A 15,313-nucleotide genomic window follows, 5' to 3' on the forward strand; every position below is an offset into this window, starting at 1 on the left:
TGTGCCTTGCCTCATCGTCCGGCCAGGGAAACGGCTACTTCTTGGTTATCTTGTCGGCTCCGACGACGCCCTCCACCGCTGCGTCATACGCTGCGGCGGCGTCCTTGGGACTCGCCTGGCCGGTAATCACCGCCTCAGTTGCTTCCTGTGCCGCCGTCGAGATCTGTGCGTAGTCGCTCGTTGCCGGGCGGAAGTGCGTCACGGACACCGCGTCCGTCACCGCCTGCACGAACGGGTTGGCAGCCACATATGAGGGATCGGCGGCGACATCATCGCGGACGGCAATCTGGGCATTCTCGTTGTCGTATGCGAGGGCATTCTCGAAGCTCAGTGCCATCGTCAGAAACTCGAACGCCAGATCGGGGTTCTTTGACTTGGCGCCTACCGCCAGCGTCCATCCACCCGACATGCTGACTCCACCGGGAGCCTGCCCATCCTGTGTCGGGAACAGCGCAGTGCCCATGACCTTGTCGTAGTCGGCCCACTCATAGGAACCACCCTTGACCCAGAACGACGGGGTGTACGAGCCTTCCACGGTCGCGCCGAGCATGTCCTTCGGGAAGAGCTCGCCGAAAACGCTCTTCCACACGTTGCCGTCGAGTGCCTCTGCTGGAGTGACCGCCAGCCCCTCGTCGTAGAGCGTCTTCAGGAATTCGAGCGAGTCGATGAATCCCTGGGATCCAACCACCCATTTCTGGGATTCGCTGTCATAGAGAGAGTCAGCCCCGAGGTCTGTTCCGTAAAGCAGCTCCCAGAAGCCCTGCATCACCGTGCCTTCGCCGGTGCCGGTTCCCGCATACAGGTTGAACGGCACGACGCCCGGCTGCGTTGCCTTGATCTTCCGAGCAACATCCAGGATGTCAGCCCAGGATTCTGGCTGCCACGGCGTGCTGACCCCTGCTGCCTCAAGCACGTTCTTGTTGTACCAAATCACGCGCGTATCAGTGCCGAGCGAGACCGAGTAGATACTCCCGTCATCGCCAACGCCGGCGAGTTTCGCGCCGTCATTGAACTGCGACCAGTCATCCCAGCCGGCGACGTACTCGTCGAGGTTCAACAGGTATCCGGCCTCAGCGTCAGAACGCACATTCGAGGTGTCTTCGTAGAAGACATCAGGTGCGGTGTCCGCGGAACGCTGCGAGAGTGCGAGCTTCGTTTTGTAATCGTTGTCGTCAGCAGCGATCGGCTGCAACTCGACGGTGACGCCTGGGTTTGCCTTTTCGAACTCCGCCTTCACGCTCGTGAAGAGCGTGTCGAGCGCAGTGAAGGAATCGGTCTTTTCGTAGACGACCTTGATCGTCTTGTCGCTGGACTCACCCCCAGCCGAACATGCGCCGAGCACAAGTGCCGCCATTGCTGCCACGGAAATTGCTGAGACTACTCTCTTTTTCATGGTGCTCCTTTGCTCCATAGATGCATCACAGGGTGCTCTCGTAATAGTACATCGAATGGATATACATTCCCTAGCGCGAACCGGGCATAGCGAGGCTCCACCGACGAACCGTTACGAAGGTGTGACTCAGAGGACGCTTTAGCGCGAAAGACTCCAGGCGCGCCGCTTGACCAGGACGTGGCCACCGCGTGTGGTCAGTCGAGTCCAGGGACCTGTCTCGTAGATCGACACGGAGTCGCCGTCGCTGAGGAACCCCAGGCTGAAAGCGGCGAAAGCTGCGCCCGCTGGAACAAAATCGAGATCGTCGATGGACCGCCCCCAGATCTCGGTTCGCACCCGCTGCACGATCTGCTCCCCCGTTCCCGTCGGGATGGCTTCGGCGATCTCATCGATGCCAGCGCGGGCCGCCGCCTCGAGGACGGCGGCGTCTGTCGACTGGATGCTCTGCCACCCACCGCGCGGCGGAGAAATCGCCGCCCACGTCACAGTGTTCACTTCCATGGGCAGCGTGATGGTTACCCGATCATCCGGGCTGGCGTTCGCCGCCTCGATCTGCCCCTCTACCCGCATCAACAATGACCGCACAGGGACCACCGCATCAAACGTGTCGTCCGCGGCGACAGCAAATGTTCGAAGTCCGAGCACGGTTGGGCTCTCGTCCAGAAGACCCGCAGGGTGCAGCACAGAGACGTAGACCGCCAGCACTCCCGACCCGGCAATGAGGCGCACAGAGCCATCGTCGACGCGCATTGCCCTGCCAAGAAACACGTGCAGATCCCCCAGCGCAAGGGAGTCGGTGAGGGTGAAAGATCTGCTCATAGGTCTTCTAAACTACAGGGCATGAGCGACCCACTGGCCGGACTACTTTCTGCACTGGACCTGACCGACACGGGGGCACGCACAAGCGAAGACATCTTCACGGGTGGCAGTCAGTGGCAGCCGCACGGTCGAGTCTTCGGTGGCCAGGTGCTTGCACAGTCGCTCATCGCCGCGCAACGCACTCTGCCCGATGAGCGCGCCGCGCACTCGATGCACGGCTACTTCCTTCGACCCGGCAGTCTTGATCGACCGATTACGTTCTCTGTTGACCGAATTCACGACGGCCGATCGTTCTCGACTCGGCGGACGCAGGCATATCAGGACGGAAAACCCATCCTGTCTATGATCGCCTCCTTTCAGGACCCGGATGTCGGGCTCGATCACCAGGTCGACATGCCCGATGACATCCCCGACCCAGACTCCCTGCCCACCGCCGCTCATGTGTTGAAAGACATCGACCACCCCGCCGCCAGGGCCTGGGGCTCTGACCGGCCTTTCGATATTCGTCACGTCCCTGCACCCATTTACCTGACCGTCGAAGGCCATCACGTCGCTCACCAAGCCGTGTGGCTCAAGACTGTCTCCCCCATGCCAGACGACGAGAACCTCCACAGGGCGGCACTCGTCTACGCCAGCGACTACACGATTCAGGAGTCGGTAATTCGACGTCACGGCCTGCCCTGGGTCACCCCCGGTCTCAAGGTTGCCAGCCTCGATCACGCAATGTGGCTGCACCGCTTCGGGCGGGTCGACGAGTGGAACCTGTACGTGCAGGAATCCCCCAACGCGGTCGGCGGGCGAGGACTTTCTCAGGGACGAATTTACAACCGTGCCGGAGTGCTTCTGGCCAGCGTGGCCCAGGAGATCATGGTCAGAGTGCCGTGAGACGACGGCCCATTAGCTAACAAAGCTATAACGTCCTATCGGCCACGATATACCGCTGTGGTACCGATCCGAAGGCCCGGAACACCCGCAAAAAGCTCCCATATGATGCGCGGTGGTCGACGGGAGCCTCGATCCCGGCTACCGTTGATAAAGGCCCAGCAGGGCGGATCATCCAGATCTGCCGCGGGCTTGAACCATCCAGCAGGCCGCGACCACGACGCTTAGAACAGCTTTGGTCGTACGGTCGATGCACGCCGAACCGTCCCATGACGGATTCCACCGCCGGAGGCTGCCTACTGCAGTCACGCCGCGACATCGCGTGCCCGACCCGGACCGTCAACCGAAGAAGCAGCGCGCTGCGCGTGCCTCCAGGAGAACGTGACCGACAACATTGCCGTCCGCGCCAAGAACCTTTACAAGGTCTTCGGTCGCCGCCCCCAGGAAGCCGTGCAGAAGCTGCGCGCAGGGGCAAGTAGAACAGACATCGCCGAGCTCGGCACCGCCGCAGTTATCGACGCCAGCTTCGAGGTCAAGAAGGGCGAGATCTTCGTCGTTATGGGCCTCTCCGGGTCAGGAAAGTCGACCCTCATCCGCATGCTCAACGGCCTGTTGGATTCGACAGCCGGCAGTGTAACGATCAACGGCAACGCCGTGACGGGTATCTCACCCAAGCAGCTGAGGTCCGTGCGACGCACAAGCGTCTCCATGGTGTTCCAGCACTTCGCTCTCTTCCCGCACCGCACCGTGCTCGATAACGTGGCTTACGCCCTTGAAGTGCAGGGCGTTCCGCGCGCCGAGCGCCTCGAGCGTGCGGGCCGCACCGTCGAGCTGGTCGGGCTCGCGGGCTGGGCCGATCGCATGCCATCAGAGCTGTCCGGCGGTATGCAGCAGCGTGTGGGTCTCGCCCGAGCGCTCACTGCCGACACCGACGTGCTTCTCATGGATGAGGCGTTCAGCGCACTCGATCCGCTCATCCGCCGCGAAATGCAGCAGCAGCTTCTCGAATTGCAGCATGACCTCGGCAAGACCATCATCTTCATCACCCACGACCTCAACGAGGCCATGTTCATCGGTGACCGCATCGCGGTCATGCGCGATGGACGCGTCGTGCAGGTGGGAACGCCGGAAGAGATCCTGACCGATCCGGCCAACGACTACGTCGAGCAGTTCGTGCAGGATGTGGATCGCGCTCGCGTGCTCACCGCGGCGAGCGTCATGGAGCCAGCGCGATCGACAGTTCTGGCAACGGCAGGACCACGCGCCGCCCTCAAGACGATGCGCGACCTGCAGACCTCTGCCGCGTTCGTGCTCGGCCGTGACCGCAAACTCCAGGGCGTCGTTCGGGACGGTGAAGCCATGAAACTCGTGCGCACCGGCAACTCCGATCTCGCCTCGATCATCAGCGACGACTACGCCGCTGTCGATTCGACAACCTCCCTTTCCGAGCTCTTCGTGCCGTCCGTCGAGAGCACACTGCCTCTCGCCGTGATCGATGAGCGCCAGCGGCTGGTGGGAGTGATCCCCCGCGTCACGCTGCTCGCCGCCCTGGGCAACGTGAGCACTGATACCGCGGAAACCCCGGTGCTTGACCCTCCGCCCACGGTCGAACCGGCAGCGATTACCGCTGCCCTGCGCGTTGCCGACGAGACAATGTCCATGACAGGAGGAACCCGATGAACGACTTCTTCCGCCTCCCCCTCGGCCAGTGGGTCGAAGATGGCATCGACTACGTCACCGCGACTTTCGGCTGGTTCTTCGACGCCATCCGATTCATCATCAGTGGTGCACACGACAGTGTGAACCTCCTTCTCACATCGCCTCCGTTCTGGGTTCTGCTGATCATCTTCGCGGCCATCGCCTTTGCCGCACGTGGTTGGGTTTTCGCCGTAGGAACTGTGCTTGGCTTCGGAATCATCCTCGGTGTCGACCAGTGGGATAACGCCATGGATACCCTCGCGCTAGTGCTGGTGGCGGCCCTCGTGGCAGTGCTCATCAGCGTGCCGCTCGGGATCCTCGCGGCTAGCAACCGTACGGTGTCGACGATCCTCAAGCCCGTCCTGGACTTCCTGCAGACCATGCCGGCGTTCGTCTATCTGATCCCGGCGCTCATCCTGTTCAGGATCGGCGACGTTCCCGGAATCGTTGCGACAGTCGTCTTTGCGATTGCCCCTGGGGTGCGACTCACCGAGCTCGGCATTCGCGGTGTTGATTCGGAGATCGTGGAGGCGGGACACGCTTTCGGCGCATCGCCGTTCCGCATCATGCGTCAGGTGCAGCTTCCGCTGGCCCTGCCGTCGATCATGGCCGGAATCAACCAGGTCATCATGCTGTCGCTGTCCATGGTCGTTATCGCGTCCATGGTGGGAGCGAATGGCCTCGGGCAGCCGGTCATCCGGAGCCTCAGTCGCGGCGACGTTTCGCTCGGTTTCGAAGCCGGGCTGTCGGTTGTCGTGTTGGCCATCTTCCTGGACCGCCTCACCGCATCGTTTGGCAGGGGAACGGGATTCCTCGGATTCCTGCTCAACTCGATGAAGCCGCAATCCCGGAGCGCCACGGCAACGGCCGCTCCTTCCACCCCAGCGGATGCCGCGGCCACCGCCGCGCCCGCAGAGCTTAGTTCCTCAGCTCGCCAGTAATTCTCGCGTGCCGTCGGCACACGAGAACCATGCAACACCATGTGCATGCACCTCATGTCATCTACGCTCGCGCCCTTTTGGCGAGCAGAACAGGACAACAATCATGAAGAAACAGCTCAAAATGGCTACGGCCATCGGCGCCACGGCGCTCCTCGCACTCACCGCGTGCGCATCCACCCCTGCCGGCGACAACGCCAGCGGCGCGGACAGCAAAGACCTCAGCATCGGAGTCTTCAACGGCTGGCCAGAGGGCGAAGCGGTCTCGATTCTCTGGAAGACGATCCTTGAGGAAAAGGGTTACAACGTCGAGCTCGAGTATGCCGACGTGCTCCCCGTCTTCTCAGCGCTCAGCACCGGCGACTACGACATCACGCTTGACGGCTGGCTGCCGATCACCCACCAGTCGCTCATGGAGGAATATGGCGACAGCATTGGTGACCTCGGTGCCTGGAACGACGAGGCTGTACTGACCGTCGCCGTGAACGAGGATGCACCGATCGATTCACTCGAAGAGCTCGCCGACAACGGAGACCTCTTCGACAACCGGATCGTGGGCATTGAGCCCGGTGCCGGCCTGACAGAGGCCGTCGCCGACCGCACCATCCCCGCCTACGGCCTGGATTCGTTTGACTTCCAGACCTCGTCCACTCCGGCCATGCTCGGAGAGCTCAAGGCTGCATTGGCCGCGGGCGAGAACGTTGCCGTCACCCTGTGGCGTCCACACTGGGCATACGACGCCTTCCCCCTGAAGGACCTCACCGACCCTGAGGGAACTCTGGGCGACCAGGAGTCATTGCACACCCTGTCTCGCGATGGCTTCGAGGGCGACTACCCCGAGCTCACAGAATGGTTCTCAAACTTCACGATGAGCTCCGAGCTGCTTTACTCGCTCGAGAACGTCATGTACAACGAGTACGAGGGCACCGACTTCGAGCCGATCGTGGCGAAGTGGATCTCCGAGAACCAGGACTACGTCGACGGCCTGACTTCCTAGGCTTCACCACGTAGCCACCGACGCGTGCGGCCGCTACGCCCTGGATCGCCTCGTGAATATCACGGGATCCTCGGTGTAGTCGGCCCACGCGTCGCGGCACGTGTCAGGCAGTCTGGTGGGACGCCCATCTGCTGCCGTCACCGTGACCATCGTCACCACACACCGTGCGTACAGCACGCGCGGCTCGACTCCTATGGGTGAGTACACCTCGTAGCACATGTCGAAACTTGCACCGCCGATAGCCCCAAACCACACTTCGAGCTCAGCCGGAGCCCGTGAGTACGGCATCTGAGCAAGGTACTCGGTCTCCAGCCGCGCAACGACCGTCATCACCACTCCGACCGCAGGATCGAGCACTGCTGTCGGCAGGTTCTCTGCCGGATCCTCGCTGCGCCAGATCACGCGCACCCGAGCCTCTTCGACAAGTCGCAGGATCACGACATTGTTGATGTGCCCATAGGCGTCCATATCGCCCCACCGGAGGGCGATCGGAACGCTGACCCTGGCGATGATTAGTCCCTGGTGAGCTTGCGGTACGCGCTGCGGTGCGGTTTGGCCGCATCCGGGCCGAGTCGCTCGATCTTGTTCTCTTCGTACGACTCGAAGTTCCCCTCAAACCAGTACCAGTTCGCCGGATCGTCCTCGGTTCCCTCGTAGGCGAGGATGTGCGTGGCAATTCGGTCGAGGAACCACCGATCGTGAGTGATGACCACAGCGCAACCGGGGAACTCAAGCAGAGCGTTCTCGAGGGATCCGAGAGTCTCGACGTCGAGGTCGTTGGTCGGTTCGTCGAGCAGGAGGAGGTTTCCGCCCTGCTTGAGCGTCAGCGCGAGGTTCAGACGGTTGCGCTCACCACCGGAGAGCACCCCGGCCTTCTTTTGCTGATCCGGGCCCTTGAACCCGAACTGCGACACATAGCCACGTGACGGGATCTCGGTCTTGCCGACCTGGATGTAGTCCTGGCCGTCGGAGACGACCTCCCACAGGGTCTTGTTCGGGTCGATGCCGCCACGGTCCTGGTCGACGTAGGAAATATCGACAGTCTCGCCGATCTTCAGGTCACCACCGTCGAGGGGCTCAAGACCCGTGATGGTCTTGAACATCGTCGTCTTACCGACGCCGTTCGGGCCGATGACTCCGACGATGCCGTTTCTGGGAAGCGTGAAGCTCAGGTTGTCGATGAGGACGCGCTCACCGAATCCCTTCTTGAGTTTCTTCGCATCGATAACCTGGGCACCGAGCCGCGGGCCGACAGGGATGACCAGCTCTTCGAAATCGAGCTTTCTGGTCTTCTCCGCCTCACTGGCCATCTCTTCGTAGCGCGCGAGACGTGCCTTCGACTTGACCTGACGGCCCTTCGCATTGCTGCGCACCCATTCGAGTTCGGACGAGAGGCGCTTGGCGAGCTTCGCATCCTTCTTGCCCTGCACCTCGAGACGAGCACCCTTCTTTTCGAGGTAGGTCGAGTAGTTGCCTTCGTAGGGATACAGGTGGCCGCGGTCGACTTCGGCGATCCACTCGGCAACGTGGTCGAGGAAGTACCTATCGTGAGTGACCGCGAGGACCGCTCCGTGGTACTGCGCAAGGTGCTGCTCGAGCCACAACACACTCTCGGCGTCGAGGTGGTTGGTGGGCTCGTCAAGCAGCAGCAGGTCTGGTTTCTGCAGCAGCAGTTTGGTCAGCGCAACGCGGCGCTTCTCACCACCGGAAAGCTTGTCGACGGGCGAGTCGCCGGGGGGCGTGCGAAGTGCATCCATCGCTTGCTCGAGCTGCGAGTCGAGATCCCACGCGTCAGCGGCGTCGATCTCTTCTTGCAGGGAGCCCATCTCGGCGAGCAGCGCGTCGAAGTCAGCGTCCGGCTCGGCCATTTCCAGGCCAATGGCCGAATGACGGTCGACCTTGTCCTTGATCGCCCGTACGCCGTCCTGCACGTTTTCGAGCACCGTCTTCGTCTCGTCCAGCTCTGGCTCCTGCATCAGGATGCCCACGCTGAAGCCCGGGCTCAACCGCGCCTCGCCGTTGCTGGGGGTGTCGAGGCCCGCCATGATCTTCAGAATCGTGGACTTGCCCGCGCCGTTGGGGCCGACCACCCCGATCTTCGCACCGGGAAGAAATGACATGGTGACGTCGTCGAGGATGAGCTTGTCGCCGACCGCCTTGCGGGCGCGCACCATGGAATAAATAAATTCGGCCATGACCCCATTCTATGGAACGCAGTCGGGCCCGACTTCTACCAGTCGATCGTGCGCGTGCGCCCGATCAGGCAGGAGCCGGTGGTGAGCTTGGGGGCGAGTATCGTGCTGTAACCCGACGCGCTGTACTGTCCGACCAAGCATTCTTCACCCAGAAGCACTGAAAAAATCAGGGAATCGACCGGGAGATTAATCGCGGTCCGGTCCGGAGTGATTTGCATCGCCGCTTTATCGAACCCCACGCTCACCAGGTTGTCGATGACGCCCCTGCCCTCAGGGATGACGCTGCCGACCTGAGTGAAGTAGTTCTGATTTGCCAGGTCAAAGATCGGTTTGTTCTCTTCTGCAGTGCCACCCGGCACGAACACCGGTTCCGCTGGTGGGGCCGGCGTCGGCGTTGGGTTGTCGTCGGGTACCGCGGTAGCAGTCGGAGTCTTCGTCACCTCGGGTGCTGGCGTGGCTCCAACGCAGGCACTCAGACCCAGTGTCAGAGCGAGGGCCGCCGCTGTCAGAGCCAGGGATCGCGCAACAATGCCCATCGTTGAACGCTCCCCCAGCCTGATCAATGTGTGTGGATCTCTTGGGGGCACAAACCCGCGCAATCGATCAGGGCGAGTATACGGTCGCTGGCGAGGGAGGAGTGTCAGAAAGGCACCGGCAGCTCCTCTGCCTCATCCGGAATTGGGGCGTCAACATCACCCGAATTGTCGACGCTGTTCGAGGTGGCCGCAGCCCAGGATTCGGCCGGCGTACCGTCGCTTCCGGCAGGCATCGCGGCGTCCTGGGTGGCGCGGCTGGACGAGATGGTGCGCGAGAACACCGACGTGCCCCACGACAGGTCATGGCCTATCGACTCCGCCTCGATGTCAACCGTGGTTCCCGTGCGCTCCCCGTTCTGCCACTCGCGAATCTTGAGCCGCCCTGACACAACGACCCTGTCGCCCTTTTTGATCGATGACGAACAGTTCTCGCCGAGTTGACGAAACGCGGTGATCGTGTACCAGTTCGTGTCGACATCGATCCACCGTTCCTGCGCCCGGTCAAACCGGCGCTGGGCGGATGCGAGCCGGAACGACGAAATCGTGAGGCCCTCATTGGTCACGATGTGCCTGGGGACTGTGGCCACGAGGCCGGCCAGTGTGATGTTGTCAGTCATGTTCGCTCCATCTGCAAGGGACTCGGCATGGAAGGTCGTCCATGCCGGAACCGAAGCCCGGGGTCGGCACTCGTGCCGGGAAGCCGCCCCGGGCCTCGATGAGCCCAGTGTTGTCGCGATGCGAACGCAGAAACGCCGGCATTTCCCATGTGGGGAAAGCCGGCGCTCCGGGACGTTCTGGAGGAGAGGAGGATTGGTTAGTGTTCGCGGAACTCCGGCCATTCTGCTCCGGGCAGAAGAGCGGCATGAAGCGCACTCTTCGCGATCTCGAGCGTGGGATATGACGCCCTGAAATCGGCATCGGCCACGAGCTTGAAGGTGTAACCGTCCTCAACCCTGTGGATCGAGCCAACCGCCCCGGCCGGCCCGAAAGCCACCCATGTCTGCCCCGTCAGTGTCTTTTCACTCATCGTTGAGCTCCTTTCGTACACATCAGATTTGGAGTACGTAGCTGACGTTACGCCGAACAGAACTCGAAAGACAGGAGGTTCGAAAGATCGCGATGCTGGCGGCCCTTATTGTGGAAGCATGCCCTATGACGCTGCTCACGACCGTTACGAATCAATCGACTACGCAAGGGTGGGTCGCAGCGGGCTGAGGCTGCCGAAGATCTCGCTGGGGATCTGGAACAACTTCGGCTACGACCGCCCGCTCGACACCCAGAGAGCGATTATTCGTCGGGCGTTTGACCTCGGCATTGCCCATGTTGACATCGCGAACAACTATGGCCCTCCTCCCGGATCGGCCGAGAGCAACTTCGGCACAATCTTTGCTCAGGATCTCGCGCCGTACCGTGATGAGCTCATCATTTCGAGCAAGGCCGGGTATCGGATGTGGGATGGCCCGTATCAGGACATGGGATCACGCAAGTACCTTCTCTCGTCGCTTGACGCGAGCCTGAAGCGCACAGGGCTCGAGTACTTCGACATCTTCTACTCACACCGGCCGGACCCGGAGACTCCCATCGAGGAGACCATGGGTGCGCTGGCCAGTGCTGTCCACTCCGGCAAGGCTCTCTACGTCGGCGTATCGAACTACAGCCCAGAGCAAACCCGCGCGGCACAGGCGGCTCTGGCCGTTCACAACGTGCCGCTGACAATCCACCAGCCCCGCTACAACATGTTCGACCGTCACATCGAAGATGGTCTCTTTCCGGTTCTCGATGAACTCGGCATGGGAAGCATCGTGTTCTCGCCGCTGGCGCAGGGCCTCCTTACTGACCGCTACCTCGGTGGAATCCCCAGCGACTCGCGCGCGGCAAACAGCCCCTTCCTCGGCGCCTCCAACATCACCGATGAGTATCTCGAGCGGGTTCGCGGGCTGAATGCGATCGCTGAGGAGCGCGGGCAAAGCGTTGCGCAACTCGCGCTGTCCTGGGTTCTGCGTATTCCACAGGTGACGTCTGCTTTGATCGGGGCGAGCAGCGTCCGGCAGCTCGAGAACAACCTCGCATCGCTCGACCAGCAACCACTCACCAATGACGAAATCGCCGCGATCGACCAGTTCGCGGTGCACGGAACGGGCTCCCCCAGCTGAGGTAGCAAGATTGTATGAATGTCGGCGGTAGAACATATCTTCGAATGTAGAGATCGCCCACATTCGAGGAGACATTGTGACCACGCTCGACTTCGTTGGAACCCACCACATCGACTCTGCTGGCATCCGCGCCGGCATCGCCATAATTCAGCTGCACAACGACTTGTGGCGGGTGACGCGGCCAGACGGTGACGTGGTCGGCTACATCGAGCGCAGCCAGACTCCATCCGGCTCGCGGTATTTGGCAAAGAGGATGCTCCAGCGTCAGCGTAGGTTCCTCCCGATTGGCGAGTTCTGGGGACTTGACGATGCGCTGGATTGCTTCAGGTTCTGAGGTCGGTGCCGCGACTCGCCCAAGGCTTCCGTGATCCGCATCCCGCGCGGGGTTACAGTGCCTGCATGGTGCAGCAGTGGTGGAATGACATTGTCCGTTGGTTCAACTCGGATGGCGGACAAACCGTCGTGACGAGCGCAATCATCCCGTTCGTCGCGATCGTGGTCGGCGGGGTTGTTGCCGGGCTGATCGCGCGAGGCGCAATAAAGCGACTCCTTGCCCAGCAGGACCGGGAGCAGAAGGCCGCTGCCGTTGCTACCCTCATTGCCGCGGGTCGTCGTGCAGCCACTTGGAGCACCTTGTCCGCACCGGAGAAGGATCACGTCGAACACCAGTCGACCGAAGCCGAGGTTCGAGTGCGACTGCTGCCCGTTCTCGGCGCCACGCTGGCCGCGGACTGGGCGGTTCACCAGCTCGCGACGATGAAGAGGAACTCCACAAACTACAGCTTCCAGGCCGAACAGGACCTCTCCGACTTCCAGGATGGCCTCATTGCCTGGCAGTCCAAGCCTGCGCGCGCGAAGAAGCTGTTTGCTCAGGATCTCGCAGCGTGGAAGTACGAGACAGCCGCCATTCCCTCCGAAGAGGAGCAGCTTGCCAGCAAGCAGCGCGAATGGTCTGCGTCGCAGCCTGCATCCACTAACTCGGCAACCGCCGTAATCCCGGAGCCAGCCAGCAAATAGCGCGCTCATGGCCCATCGCCCGCCGGAAGCGGCTCAGGCGGGTCACGGAGTGAATTCTCGCGCGAGATTCTGTTTATGACTTTCGAACGCTGGAAAAACCTCACAGAATGGCCGCTGGCTGCGGCTGCGCTCATTTTCCTCGGCGCCTACGCCTAGACGGTTATTGCGAACATCTCCGGACCAGCCAGCGCGCCACTCGAGTTTGTGATGGCAGCCGTTTGGGTGATTTTCACCGTCGACTACGTCGTCAGCCTTGCACTGGCCAAGCCTCGCGGTCGCTGGTTCGTCACCCACCTATACGACCTACTCATTGTTGTTTTGCCCGCGCTTCGGCCCTGCGCCTACTGCGCCTCGCGACCCTAATCTCGGTCCTGCACAGAACGGCGGCAGTGCGCTACGTGGTCGAGTGACAATTTATGCCGTCTCGGCCTCTGTACTTCTTGTCCTGGTCGCGGGCCCGGCGGTGCTCGATGCGGAGCAGAATGTGAGCGGCGCGAACATCACAACCTTTGGTGATGCGATCTGGTGGGCTTTTTCGACGATCACCACAGTGGGGTACGGAGACTATTTTCCCGTCACGCTCGTCGGCCGCCTTGTCGCGGTTGGGCTTATGGTCTCCGGCGTCGCCTTGCTCGGAACAATCACAGCAACAATCGCAAGCTGGTTCATAGAGCTCGTACGTCAACCGGAAAGAACGCCGGACTCGGACTCCTGACCCTCCGATGGGCTCGTGAACGACGGTATCGTCACGAATATGGTGCCCTCGGCAGGATTCGAACCTGCGACCAAGAGATTAGAAGGCTCCTGCTCTATCCCCTGAGCTACGAGGGCGGGAATCGTCCACAACGATACCGCGTGGACGTGGTGCGTCAGACCGCTTTGGCCAGGGCGACGAGCACCTGGTTCACGGTGGGTATGCCCTCAGCCCTGAATACCTCGGTGCCGTCGTCCGCAACGACCACCACCGTTGGGGTGACTCTGACGCCAGCCTTCTCGGCCTCGGCCGCATCGCGCACCACGTCAAGCTCGGCAATTTTTGCAGCAGGAACGAGCGCCGCTACCTCAAGGAGGACACCGCGCGTCACCATGCACGGCTCACAGAAGTTCGAGGAAAAGAAGAGAAGATTCACCGTAGCTGGAACGTCGCGGAGGTCGCCGGAATTCCTAAGCGTCGTAGCGCTCTTCGACGGCTTCAATGGGATCACTTTCATTCTGGTCCCAGGTGTACGTAACCTGCACCTGCTCGCCAACGTGCTTTGCGACGGGTGAGATGTATTCCAGCTGGGTCTCCTTGCCATCGAAAGCCGCTATCACCGTAATTGCGGTCTCCCACGTGCCGTCGGTGCTGATGCGAGTATCGGAGCGTCCGTCGTAGGGTCCACCGGTGTAGAACACGACGTATTCGTCGCCGCGGGTAATTTCTGGAGCTGTGTCGGTCATCCCTCAGTCTTATCAGACCACGCTCCCGATTCGCTCCGAACTAGTACGCAACGCTCCGAACGACCACGACTGTGACGTCGTCGGGCTGGGAGCCACCGGTCAGCGCCACGAGGTTGTCCACGACCTCCTGGGATGTGCGCGACCTGCGCACGATGCCCTCAACCTCGGTGAGCGCATCGAGAGAGCCGTCGAAGAGGTCGAGCACGCCGTCACTCAGCAGGATCAGGGTGTCGCCGACATTGAGCTTGACGGAGTGTTCGCTCCACTGCGCCTCAGAATCGACGCCGAGCGGAAAGTCGTTGGTGGAAAGCCGCTCTGCGGTGCCGTCGCGACGCACAATCACCGAAAGACCGTGGCCGGCATCGACATAGGTAACAACGCCGGTATCCATGTCGAGGCGAGAATGGAAAAGCGTGACGAACACACCCGACTCGTCCAAATCGGAGTCGAGGATTACTGCGGCACTCTCGACCGATGTAGCGAGTCCTTCATGGCGCGAACCGGCCCGGAGAACCGCTCTGACCGTGGCAGCGATGATCGCGGCACCGATCCCCTTGCCCATGACGTCGCCGAGCGTGAATACGGCCCCCTCCCCGACGGGATACCAGTCGAAGAAGTCACCACCGACGGCCTGTGCCGGACGACAATCGCCGGCAACGTCGAAGCCGGGCAGGCTCAACAGTCGTTTAGGAAGGAGACCGCGCTGCACCTGGGCTGCACGATCGAGCTCGCGGCTGGCATTGAGCTCACCCTGAATCCACCTGGCCACATCTGCGAGGAGCGATTTCTCAGTCTCGAGAAAAACCCTGGGTCGAGTGTCGAAAAGTCCGACAGCGCCCACTCGTTCCCCGCCAGGACCCATCAGGGCGTGACCCGCCCAGAAGCGTAAGTGTGGCTCACCCCAGACGTATGGGTGACCATCGAAACGGGGATCCGCCTGGGTATCGCGCACAGTGACGGTTCCTGCGCCGCTAGCGTCGATGATCTCCATGAAGGAATCCTTGCGCGCGACCTCGGTGCGAACGACGCCCGAACTGGCCTTCACCCATTCGCGTTCCCCCTCGAGGATCGAAATCGCAGCTGAGCGCACGCCGAAAAATTGCTGCATCAAGCGAGAAACGATATCGAGGCGACTCGTCAGCGGATCGTCGTCAACGACTACGACCGTGTCCATTTCCTCTGCGCGCTTCCGCGATACCTCGTCGATAACTTCCAGAATCGACGGTCTGCCCGACCGCCCAGCGG

General features: G+C 61.7%; 18 protein-coding genes and 1 tRNA gene. 8 read left to right on the forward strand and 11 right to left on the reverse strand.

The window, feature by feature from the left end; translation table 11 throughout:
* Positions 1-34: 34 nt before the first annotated feature.
* Positions 35-1,393 carry an extracellular solute-binding protein gene (locus tag QMG83_RS09985; RefSeq protein WP_283505210.1) on the reverse strand — a complete coding sequence of 453 codons (1,359 nt, stop codon included), beginning with the start codon at positions 1,391-1,393 and terminating at the stop codon, positions 35-37.
* 138 nt (positions 1,394-1,531) lie between these two features.
* A complete protein-coding gene (locus QMG83_RS09990) occupies positions 1,532-2,212 on the reverse strand; it encodes a DUF8185 domain-containing protein (protein WP_283505211.1) in 681 nt (226 codons plus the stop codon).
* 21 nt (positions 2,213-2,233) lie between these two features.
* Between QMG83_RS09990 and QMG83_RS09995 the strand changes: the two genes are divergently transcribed.
* From QMG83_RS09995 to QMG83_RS10010, 4 genes are all read left to right on the forward strand, one after another.
* Positions 2,234-3,097: an acyl-CoA thioesterase gene (locus QMG83_RS09995; RefSeq protein ID WP_283505212.1), complete on the forward strand. Its 864-nt coding sequence runs from the start codon at positions 2,234-2,236 to the stop codon at positions 3,095-3,097.
* A gap of 378 nt (positions 3,098-3,475) precedes the next feature.
* Positions 3,476-4,774: a quaternary amine ABC transporter ATP-binding protein gene (locus tag QMG83_RS10000; protein ID WP_283505213.1), complete on the forward strand. Its 1,299-nt coding sequence runs from the start codon at positions 3,476-3,478 to the stop codon at positions 4,772-4,774.
* Entirely contained in the window at positions 4,771-5,733 is a 963-nt protein-coding gene (locus tag QMG83_RS10005) for an ABC transporter permease (RefSeq protein WP_283505214.1), read from the forward strand. The genes QMG83_RS10000 and QMG83_RS10005 overlap by 4 nt, the downstream gene beginning before the upstream one ends.
* Before the next feature lie 121 nt (positions 5,734-5,854).
* Positions 5,855-6,727 (forward strand): glycine betaine ABC transporter substrate-binding protein, encoded by an 873-nt coding sequence (locus QMG83_RS10010; protein WP_283505215.1) that lies wholly within the window; start codon positions 5,855-5,857, stop codon positions 6,725-6,727.
* A gap of 33 nt (positions 6,728-6,760) precedes the next feature.
* Here QMG83_RS10010 and QMG83_RS10015 read toward each other — a convergent pair whose 3' ends face one another.
* The 5 genes from QMG83_RS10015 to QMG83_RS10035 all read right to left on the reverse strand — a co-directional run bounded on the left by QMG83_RS10015 (position 6,761) and on the right by QMG83_RS10035 (position 10,485).
* The gene (locus QMG83_RS10015) at positions 6,761-7,195 is read right to left on the reverse strand and encodes an acyl-CoA thioesterase (RefSeq protein ID WP_283505216.1); all 435 of its coding nucleotides are present in this window, start codon (positions 7,193-7,195) and stop codon (positions 6,761-6,763) included.
* A 44-nt stretch (positions 7,196-7,239) separates the two neighbouring features.
* The gene (ettA, locus tag QMG83_RS10020; protein ID WP_283505217.1) at positions 7,240-8,922 is read right to left on the reverse strand and encodes an energy-dependent translational throttle protein EttA; all 1,683 of its coding nucleotides are present in this window, start codon (positions 8,920-8,922) and stop codon (positions 7,240-7,242) included.
* A 35-nt stretch (positions 8,923-8,957) separates the two neighbouring features.
* Complete coding sequence (locus QMG83_RS10025) at positions 8,958-9,458, reverse strand: DUF6993 domain-containing protein (protein WP_283505218.1); 501 nt, start codon at positions 9,456-9,458, stop codon at positions 8,958-8,960.
* A 104-nt stretch (positions 9,459-9,562) separates the two neighbouring features.
* A complete protein-coding gene (locus QMG83_RS10030) occupies positions 9,563-10,075 on the reverse strand; it encodes a single-stranded DNA-binding protein (RefSeq protein ID WP_283505219.1) in 513 nt (170 codons plus the stop codon).
* Between the two features lie 197 nt (positions 10,076-10,272).
* On the reverse strand, positions 10,273-10,485 hold the full coding sequence (locus QMG83_RS10035; protein WP_283505220.1) for a methyltransferase: 213 nt from the start codon (positions 10,483-10,485) through the stop codon (positions 10,273-10,275).
* Between the two features lie 118 nt (positions 10,486-10,603).
* Here QMG83_RS10035 and QMG83_RS10040 point away from each other — a divergent pair, with 118 nt between their 5' ends.
* The 4 genes from QMG83_RS10040 (at position 10,604) to QMG83_RS10055 (ending at position 13,343) form a co-directional block, all read left to right on the forward strand.
* Positions 10,604-11,611, forward strand: a complete 1,008-nt coding sequence (locus QMG83_RS10040) for an aldo/keto reductase (protein ID WP_283505221.1) — start codon at positions 10,604-10,606, stop codon at positions 11,609-11,611.
* A gap of 76 nt (positions 11,612-11,687) precedes the next feature.
* The gene (locus QMG83_RS10045; RefSeq protein ID WP_283505222.1) at positions 11,688-11,945 is read left to right on the forward strand and encodes a hypothetical protein; all 258 of its coding nucleotides are present in this window, start codon (positions 11,688-11,690) and stop codon (positions 11,943-11,945) included.
* Positions 11,946-12,010: 65 nt separating this feature from the next.
* Positions 12,011-12,628 carry a hypothetical protein gene (locus tag QMG83_RS10050; RefSeq protein WP_283505223.1) on the forward strand — a complete coding sequence of 206 codons (618 nt, stop codon included), beginning with the start codon at positions 12,011-12,013 and terminating at the stop codon, positions 12,626-12,628.
* Positions 12,629-13,034: 406 nt separating this feature from the next.
* On the forward strand, positions 13,035-13,343 hold the full coding sequence (locus QMG83_RS10055; protein ID WP_283505224.1) for a potassium channel family protein: 309 nt from the start codon (positions 13,035-13,037) through the stop codon (positions 13,341-13,343).
* A gap of 40 nt (positions 13,344-13,383) precedes the next feature.
* On the opposite strand, the gene QMG83_RS10060 is transcribed toward QMG83_RS10055, so the two are convergent.
* The 4 genes from QMG83_RS10060 to QMG83_RS10075 form a co-directional block, all read right to left on the reverse strand.
* Positions 13,384-13,459: transfer RNA gene (locus tag QMG83_RS10060), tRNA-Arg, on the reverse strand.
* Positions 13,460-13,497: 38 nt separating this feature from the next.
* Entirely contained in the window at positions 13,498-13,824 is a 327-nt protein-coding gene (locus QMG83_RS10065; protein WP_283505225.1) for a thioredoxin domain-containing protein, read from the reverse strand.
* The gene (locus QMG83_RS10070) at positions 13,793-14,068 is read right to left on the reverse strand and encodes an oligoribonuclease (protein ID WP_283505226.1); all 276 of its coding nucleotides are present in this window, start codon (positions 14,066-14,068) and stop codon (positions 13,793-13,795) included. The genes QMG83_RS10065 and QMG83_RS10070 overlap by 32 nt, the downstream gene beginning before the upstream one ends.
* Before the next feature lie 40 nt (positions 14,069-14,108).
* On the reverse strand, positions 14,109-15,242 hold the full coding sequence (locus QMG83_RS10075; RefSeq protein ID WP_283505227.1) for a PP2C family protein-serine/threonine phosphatase: 1,134 nt from the start codon (positions 15,240-15,242) through the stop codon (positions 14,109-14,111).
* Between the last annotated feature and the right edge of the window lie 71 nt (positions 15,243-15,313).

The organism is Salinibacterium sp. G-O1, assembly GCF_030063305.1.
Lineage (GTDB): Bacteria > Actinomycetota > Actinomycetes > Actinomycetales > Microbacteriaceae > Rhodoglobus.

Bases quoted from the DNA above. Each gene is read 5' to 3' on its own strand.
- QMG83_RS09985 (WP_283505210.1), bottom strand. From the start codon at position 1,393: ATGAAAAAGAGAGTAGTCTCAGCAATTTCCGTGGCAGCAATGGCGGCA.
- QMG83_RS09990 (WP_283505211.1), bottom strand. From the start codon at position 2,212: ATGAGCAGATCTTTCACCCTCACCGACTCCCTTGCGCTGGGGGATCTG.
- QMG83_RS09995 (WP_283505212.1), top strand. From the start codon at position 2,234: ATGAGCGACCCACTGGCCGGACTACTTTCTGCACTGGACCTGACCGAC.
- QMG83_RS10005 (WP_283505214.1), top strand. From the start codon at position 4,771: ATGAACGACTTCTTCCGCCTCCCCCTCGGCCAGTGGGTCGAAGATGGC.
- QMG83_RS10010 (WP_283505215.1), top strand. From the start codon at position 5,855: ATGGCTACGGCCATCGGCGCCACGGCGCTCCTCGCACTCACCGCGTGC.
- QMG83_RS10015 (WP_283505216.1), bottom strand. From the start codon at position 7,195: ATGGACGCCTATGGGCACATCAACAATGTCGTGATCCTGCGACTTGTC.
- ettA (WP_283505217.1), bottom strand. From the start codon at position 8,922: ATGGCCGAATTTATTTATTCCATGGTGCGCGCCCGCAAGGCGGTCGGC.
- QMG83_RS10025 (WP_283505218.1), bottom strand. From the start codon at position 9,458: ATGGGCATTGTTGCGCGATCCCTGGCTCTGACAGCGGCGGCCCTCGCT.
- QMG83_RS10030 (WP_283505219.1), bottom strand. From the start codon at position 10,075: ATGACTGACAACATCACACTGGCCGGCCTCGTGGCCACAGTCCCCAGG.
- QMG83_RS10035 (WP_283505220.1), bottom strand. From the start codon at position 10,485: ATGAGTGAAAAGACACTGACGGGGCAGACATGGGTGGCTTTCGGGCCG.
- QMG83_RS10040 (WP_283505221.1), top strand. From the start codon at position 10,604: ATGCCCTATGACGCTGCTCACGACCGTTACGAATCAATCGACTACGCA.
- QMG83_RS10050 (WP_283505223.1), top strand. From the start codon at position 12,011: ATGGTGCAGCAGTGGTGGAATGACATTGTCCGTTGGTTCAACTCGGAT.
- QMG83_RS10070 (WP_283505226.1), bottom strand. From the start codon at position 14,068: ATGACCGACACAGCTCCAGAAATTACCCGCGGCGACGAATACGTCGTG.
- QMG83_RS10075 (WP_283505227.1), bottom strand. From the start codon at position 15,242: ATGGACACGGTCGTAGTCGTTGACGACGATCCGCTGACGAGTCGCCTC.